10 protein-coding genes are annotated in these 6,044 nt (G+C 62.5%); 5 read left to right on the forward strand and 5 right to left on the reverse strand.

Features of this window, described 5'->3' with window-relative positions; translation table 11 throughout:
* Positions 1-16: 16 nt before the first annotated feature.
* A complete protein-coding gene (locus EOA19_RS32330; protein ID WP_013529232.1) occupies positions 17-280 on the forward strand; it encodes a metalloregulator ArsR/SmtB family transcription factor in 264 nt (87 codons plus the stop codon).
* Positions 281-364: 84 nt separating this feature from the next.
* On the opposite strand, the gene EOA19_RS32335 is transcribed toward EOA19_RS32330, so the two are convergent.
* Complete coding sequence (locus EOA19_RS32335; RefSeq protein ID WP_128305883.1) at positions 365-1,021, reverse strand: glutathione S-transferase family protein; 657 nt, start codon at positions 1,019-1,021, stop codon at positions 365-367.
* Between the two features lie 106 nt (positions 1,022-1,127).
* Positions 1,128-1,958, reverse strand: a complete 831-nt coding sequence (locus EOA19_RS32340; RefSeq protein WP_128305884.1) for an alpha/beta hydrolase — start codon at positions 1,956-1,958, stop codon at positions 1,128-1,130.
* A gap of 99 nt (positions 1,959-2,057) precedes the next feature.
* Here EOA19_RS32340 and EOA19_RS32345 point away from each other — a divergent pair, with 99 nt between their 5' ends.
* From EOA19_RS32345 to EOA19_RS32355, 3 genes are all read left to right on the forward strand, one after another.
* Entirely contained in the window at positions 2,058-2,579 is a 522-nt protein-coding gene (locus EOA19_RS32345; RefSeq protein ID WP_128305885.1) for a helix-turn-helix domain-containing protein, read from the forward strand.
* A gap of 77 nt (positions 2,580-2,656) precedes the next feature.
* Entirely contained in the window at positions 2,657-2,890 is a 234-nt protein-coding gene (locus tag EOA19_RS32350; protein ID WP_127296851.1) for a hypothetical protein, read from the forward strand.
* 161 nt (positions 2,891-3,051) lie between these two features.
* Positions 3,052-3,483, forward strand: coding sequence for a heme-binding protein (locus EOA19_RS32355; protein ID WP_128305886.1), 432 nt, complete (start codon positions 3,052-3,054; stop codon positions 3,481-3,483).
* 109 nt (positions 3,484-3,592) lie between these two features.
* Here the strand turns inward: EOA19_RS32355 and EOA19_RS32360 are convergent, their stop codons facing one another.
* From EOA19_RS32360 to EOA19_RS32370, 3 genes are all read right to left on the reverse strand, one after another.
* On the reverse strand, positions 3,593-3,994 hold the full coding sequence (locus tag EOA19_RS32360; protein ID WP_127296853.1) for a hypothetical protein: 402 nt from the start codon (positions 3,992-3,994) through the stop codon (positions 3,593-3,595).
* 239 nt (positions 3,995-4,233) lie between these two features.
* A complete protein-coding gene (gene rpmF, locus EOA19_RS32365; RefSeq protein WP_008834724.1) occupies positions 4,234-4,416 on the reverse strand; it encodes a 50S ribosomal protein L32 in 183 nt (60 codons plus the stop codon).
* A gap of 140 nt (positions 4,417-4,556) precedes the next feature.
* Complete coding sequence (locus tag EOA19_RS32370) at positions 4,557-5,318, reverse strand: transglycosylase domain-containing protein (protein ID WP_031213164.1); 762 nt, start codon at positions 5,316-5,318, stop codon at positions 4,557-4,559.
* Positions 5,319-5,396: 78 nt separating this feature from the next.
* Here EOA19_RS32370 and EOA19_RS32375 point away from each other — a divergent pair.
* On the forward strand, positions 5,397-6,044 hold a 648-nt coding region (locus EOA19_RS32375; protein ID WP_164893098.1), incomplete at its 3' end, for a polyprenyl synthetase family protein.

Here is a 6,044-nt window from a genome sequence, read left to right on the forward strand (position 1 = left end):
CCGCACTAATACAGGCATGATGTTTTCCGACGCCTTCATGGCGATTGCCGATCCCAACCGGCGCCATCTTCTGGAAGAACTTCGCCGCGGCCCGAAAACCGTCACCGAACTGGCCGCCGGCTTGCCGGTGTCGCGCCCAGCCGTTTCGCAGCATCTGAAAGTGCTGCTCGATGCCGGCCTGGTCCACGCCAAGCCGGAAGGAACAAGGCGCGTCTATACGGTGAGCGGCACCGGCTTCCTCAAACTCAACATCTGGCTCGATCAGTTCTGGGAAGCCTGAGCTTCTCAGTGTCATTGCCAGCGGCTCGGTCAGTTGACCGACCGTATCGGCGAGCGTCTGGGGCGAGATCGTGCAGCATCCCGATCAGCCATTATTGTAGGGGAAGAACTTGAAGTAGGGCTGCGCCTCCTCGATCACCCGGGCGAAAGCCGGCCGGTGCACCAGCCGGTCGTGATAGCGCTTCACGGCCGGGTATTTGTCGCCGAACGGCTCGACCTTGTTGGCATAGAACAGCGCCGGGGACGCCGCGCAATCGGCCATGGTGAAGGTGTCGCCCATCGCCCAGATCTTCGACTGCATGTCTTGTTCGATGATGGCGTAGGAATTGCGCAACTGGTCGCGGGCCTGCTCGACGCCGAACGGGTCGGTCTTGTCCTGTGGCCGCAACCGGTCGCCGACGATCTTCTGCATCGGCTCCTGCACATAAAAATCATAGAAGCGATCGGCCTGGCGGACGGCCAGCGCCAGGTCGATGTCGGCGGGAACGAGGTCGACCGGCCCCGGATAATGCGCGGCCAGATATTCGACAACGATGGTCGATTCCAGCACCGTGCGGTCGCGCGCATCGTCGCGCAGCGCCGGCATCTTGCCGGCCGGCGAAATCTTCAGGAAGGCCTCGCGCGATTCCGCATTGCCGAGATCGACGATATCAGGGGTAAACGGCGTGGCGTTCTCATACAGCGCGATCAACGGCTTCCAGCAGAAGGAGGCCAGCGGATGGAAATGAAGCGTCAGGGACATTTTTTGCTCGCCTGTTTCGTGGTTTATCGATCGCCGGCGCCGGGCGCGCTCGTCATGGGTTAAACACTGCGGCAAGCATTGCCCTTCAAGACCTGCTTTTGCCGCTTCAGGCGGCGTGGGCAACGATGCCCGCAACAATCATATCCCAGTCGTCCGGGTGCAGCTCGTGGCCACCACCTTCGATCCCGATGATTTTCGCGCCGGTGACCGCCTCGGCCAGCGCCTCGCCATGTTCGACTGGAAAGATCGGATCGGCCGTGCCGTGGATGACCAGCAGCGGCGCCGTCATTTCATGCAGGCGGCCCTTCCAGGCGTCGCCGCCCTTGAGCATGAAATGGTTGGTCGCACTCAGGAAGCCGCCGGAGCGGTCGTGATCCTGCTCGACAAAGGCACGCATCCGGGCCTCGTCGAATGGATGTGCGATGCTGGCGATCGCCCGCGCATCCCTGACGATGAAATCGATCACCTGGCCACGGTCCGACCAATCGACTTTGGCGCCCTCGGCCGAATGCTCGATATAGGCATCGCTCGTCTGCGGAAGGTGCGAAATGTCGGTTCCCACGGGCGAGCTGCTGATGACGGTCAGCGATGCGACACGAGACGGGTGTTTCAACGCCACAAGCTGCGCGATCATGCCGCCCATCGACATGCCGACGACATTCGCCTTGCCGATGCCGTGGTCATCGAGAACGCGCATTGCATCGTCGGCCATCTCATCGAACGTGTAGGGCGGCTCTCCCGACTTGTATTTGGTCGAACGGCCGGTGTCGCGATTGTCATAGCGGATCACGAACAGGTCGGCACCGGCCAGTTTCCGGCAGAACGCCTCCGGCCACCACAGCATCGAGGCCATCGCTCCCATGATCAGCAACAGCGGCGGGTTCGCCGGATCGCCAAAGGTTTCGGATATGATTTCGGGGCGTTCGGTCGTCGTCACGGTGCGACCTCCTCTCCTGCAATACCGATTGCATTTTGCAATCGGTTGCACGATAATAAAACCGATACGATAATGCAACCGGTTTTGGAGAAAAATCTCATGAGCATGGATCGCCGGTCCGGGTGTCCGATCAACCTGTCGCTGGAAGTCTTCGGCGATCGCTGGAGCTTGATCATCCTTCGCGACATGATCTTCGGCGGCAGGCGTCATTTTCGCGAGCTGCTCAACGGATCGATGGAAGGCATCGCCTCCAACATCCTCGCCGACCGGCTGAAGCGGCTGATGGAGCTGGGCATGCTGACCAAAGCCGACGACCCCTCGCACAAGCAGAAGGCGATCTACAGCCTGACCGAAATGGCGATCACGCTGGTGCCGATCCTGGCCCATCTCGGCGCCTGGGGCCGCATCTGGCTGCCGGTCAGCGAAGAACTGTCGATCCGCGCCGAACTTCTGGAAAAGGGCGGACAGCCGATGTGGGACAAATTCATGGACGAGTTGCGCCATGAACATCTCGGCATGCCGCTCGATACTGCAGCGGGTCCTTCTGTCCGCGCGACCTTGCAGGCCGCCTATGAGGCCGTGGTTGCCAGCAAGGCCCCCGCCGCCAGCACAGCCGCGTAATTAACTTATTTTCCCGTTTTGGGGCCGACTCTGCTAGAAGAGGCGGAAAATCACAATTTACGGGATTGGATAAGGTCTTGGTTGAAAACTCTCGGGATGCTGCCCGCGCGCGCGCCGACCTGCGTTTCAAGAAGCAGGAAGAGGCGGCAACCGTCCGCCAGAAGGCGATGGCCGAATACGTCGCCGAGAGCGACGCCCGCCAGGCCAAGACCAACAAGCTGCGGGCGCTGCGTCTCGCCAAGGAAGCCGAAGACCTAGCCAATGCGCCGGCGGCACCCGCCAAGAAGCCGACCCGCGCCAAGAAAAAATAGCAGCCACCCCTTGAGCCATAAACGCTAATGCCTGTCCTGATGGTATCGGTGAAAGCTGCTTCCATCCCGCCCCTTCACGCGAAGCAATTTCAACCGAAACGGGGATGTTATCTCGCCCGTCGACGGTCGATGATCGACGCGTTTTCAAACAGGAGACTGCCATGACCGCACTGCCGCTCGAAAAAGCCAGGCAAATCATCGATGCCGCCTTTGCCAAGGGCGCCGATCTCAAGCTCAAGCCGCTCGGCGTTTCGGTGCTTGATGCCGGCGGGCATCTGGTCGCCTTCCAGCGCCAGGACGGCGCCTCGTTCCTGCGCCCGCAAATGTCGGCCGGCAAGGCCTACGGTGCGCTCGCCATCGGCATGGGCTCACGCATAGTCGAGGCCTTCGCCAAGGAGCGCCCGCACCTGGTGGCCGGCATCTCGGACGTCTCGGGCGGACGCGTGCTGCCGGTGGTCGGCGGCGTGCTGATCCGCGACAAGGCCGGAGCCATCATCGGCGCCGTCGGCATCTCAGGCGACACGTCGGACAATGACGAAGCCGCGGCCATCGCCGGCATCGAGGCCGCCGGCTTCACCGCCGATCCGGGCTGAATCCTCTCCACTTTGGTCATCGCTGGGCGAAGCAGGAGCGAAGCTCCGTCGCGGAGGCCCTGGGATGACGAAGCGATGCGCGTTTCCTGCCAATCGCTTCGCTGAGGAACTAATTCAGATTGATGTCTCGGCTGGCCGATCGCATCGACACCGCGAATCCGGCCAGCACATCGAACAGCGCGATGACCATCAGCGTGAAGAAGACGGAATGGGCCGCGCCCTTCACCAACAGGAACTCGACCAGGAAGGCCACGAACACCAGCGTCGACAGAAGATGGTCCATGATCGAGGCGTTGGTCGTGCGCACCGACTTCGCCATTTCGAGGAACAGGAAGATCAGCCCGATCAGTATCATCAGGTCGCCCAGCGTCATCGAGAACACGCCGCCCGACATCATGCTGAAGGAGAAGACCTCGCTCGCCCACGGATCGTCACCGCTACCGAAAATTCCCAGCAGTCCGAGGTTGTAGAGCACGAAAGGCACGATCAGCAGCGGAATGGCACCGAACATCTGGCGTCTCCATGTGGGGGCGATCCTTTGTAGAATGCGCCATAGCCACGTCGTCAAGATGTTTCGCCATCGGCGCTGAACACGGTCGAAGACCGCACGCAACAACCATGTCAGCCGGTTGCCGGCCGAAGGATTTGCAACGCCGGCGGTGCACGCCTGCGCTGCCGGCCCGCCCAAACGCAAAAGGACCAGCCACCGGCCGGTCCTTTTGGAAATTCAAACCTTTGAAAAAGCTGGTCTCAGCTTTCCTTGGGGGTCAACACCTGGCGACCGCGATACATGCCGGTCTTCAGGTCGATATGGTGCGGACGGCGCATTTCGCCGGAATTCTTGTCCTCGACATAGGTCGGGGCCTTGAGGGCGTCGGCCGAGCGGCGCATGCCGCGCTTGGACGGAGAGGTTTTTCGTTTCGGAACGGCCATGGATATGCTCCACTACATGGTCAAAAGCCCCGCCCGCCCTCGTGAAAGGGCCATGTCGGGGCCTAAATCTGAGAAAGTCGGGTGCCTATACACGCCCTGTGCCGTTTTGGCCAGCACTGGCGCGAATTTTTTTGGATCGGCTAGCGGAGACAACCGACATAGGCGCCGGAGCGGCCGGCGCGCCGCTCGATCAGATTGGCGAGCCGCCTCAAGCCAGGCCCGGGTTTGGCCGGATTGCGGGCAATCGGATTTGGCAAGGAGACCGCAAGCAAGGCGGCCTGCCGTCGCGACAGCTGTTTTGCCGAAACGCCGAAATGGTGCTGTGCCGCAGCCTCGATGCCGTAGATGCCCGGCCCCCACTCGGCGATGTTGAGGTAGATTTCCATAATGCGCCGTTTCGACATCACCGCATCGAAATAGACGGCCAGCGGCAATTCGACCACCTTGCGCACCGAGCCCAGCGGCCGCGACCAGAGAAACAGGTTCTTGACCGTCTGCATGGTGATGGTCGAGGCGCCGCGCGTCGCTTCGCCGGCCAGCGCGTCGTCGACGACGCCCCTCAGCTCGCCGAGATCGACGCCACGATGAAAGCAGAACTGCCCGTCCTCCGACATGATGACGGAATTGGCCAGCACCGGCGACACGTCGTCGATCGACACCCAGCGGCGATCGTAACCGGAGAACGTCGCCAGGTCCTTCAGCATCAGCGTCGAGACAGGATGCACGAAGAATGGCAGATACAGAAACGTCAGCACGACCGGAATCAAAGCCAGCACCGCGGCCACGACGATGCCGCGCCGGACCCAGCGCTTGAGACCACGGCGGTTTACGCCCCGCGATCTCGTCGCCATGTCCAGTCTTTCGGTTTCATGATCGACGATCGGTTCCGCCAAGCCGCCCAACCCGTGCTTCTCCCTGCCCCGGCATAATGGCGCTTGGCTTCTTGCGCAACGTCTGAGTGTCGGCTACCGGTCCGGGCCATGACGAATGACGACCAAATGGCGTTCGAAATGGCGCTGATCAGACGGGCAGCCGCCGTCGAGGTGCTGCTGCGGCGGCTGCTCGACGACCGTGCGCTTTCGGGCGAGATCGCGCGGCCTGAGCGTTTGATGGCGGCGATGCGGCACGGCGTGCTGAACGGCGGCAAGCGCCTGCGCCCTTTCCTGGTCATGGAAAGTGCCGCCCTTTTTTCCGCCGATGGCGAGGCGGCATTGCGCGTCGCCGCAGCCCTTGAATGCGTGCATTGCTATTCGCTGATACACGACGATCTGCCCGCCATGGACGACGACGATCTGCGCCGTGGCCAGCCGACCGTGCACAGAGCCTTCGACGAGGCGACCGCTATCCTGGCCGGCGACGCCTTGCTGACGCTGGCCTTCGACATCATTGCTGGCGAGGCGACCGCCCTGCCGGCGGAGCGGCGGGCGGCCCTGGTATTGGCGCTGGCCCGCGCCGCCGGGGCAGGCGGCATGGTCGGCGGCCAGAAGCTCGACCTCGAGGCCGAACAGACGCCGCCGGACGAGGCCGGCATCATCCGGCTGCAGGCGATGAAGACCGGCGCGCTGATCCGTTTCGCCTGCGAGGCAGGCGCACTCATTGCCGGTGCACCAGCCGATGACCGCGAGCGG

The organism is Mesorhizobium sp. M7A.F.Ca.US.010.02.1.1 (genome assembly GCF_004023085.1).
Classification (GTDB): Bacteria; Pseudomonadota; Alphaproteobacteria; order Rhizobiales; family Rhizobiaceae; genus Mesorhizobium.

Coding starts and splice junctions, on each gene's coding strand:
- EOA19_RS32330 (WP_013529232.1), top strand. CDS start 17: ATGATGTTTTCCGACGCCTTCATGGCGATTGCCGATCCCAACCGGCGC.
- EOA19_RS32335 (WP_128305883.1), bottom strand. CDS start 1,021: ATGTCCCTGACGCTTCATTTCCATCCGCTGGCCTCCTTCTGCTGGAAG.
- rpmF (WP_008834724.1), bottom strand. CDS start 4,416: ATGGCCGTTCCGAAACGAAAAACCTCTCCGTCCAAGCGCGGCATGCGC.
- EOA19_RS32355 (WP_128305886.1), top strand. CDS start 3,052: ATGACCGCACTGCCGCTCGAAAAAGCCAGGCAAATCATCGATGCCGCC.
- EOA19_RS32360 (WP_127296853.1), bottom strand. CDS start 3,994: ATGTTCGGTGCCATTCCGCTGCTGATCGTGCCTTTCGTGCTCTACAAC.
- EOA19_RS32345 (WP_128305885.1), top strand. CDS start 2,058: ATGAGCATGGATCGCCGGTCCGGGTGTCCGATCAACCTGTCGCTGGAA.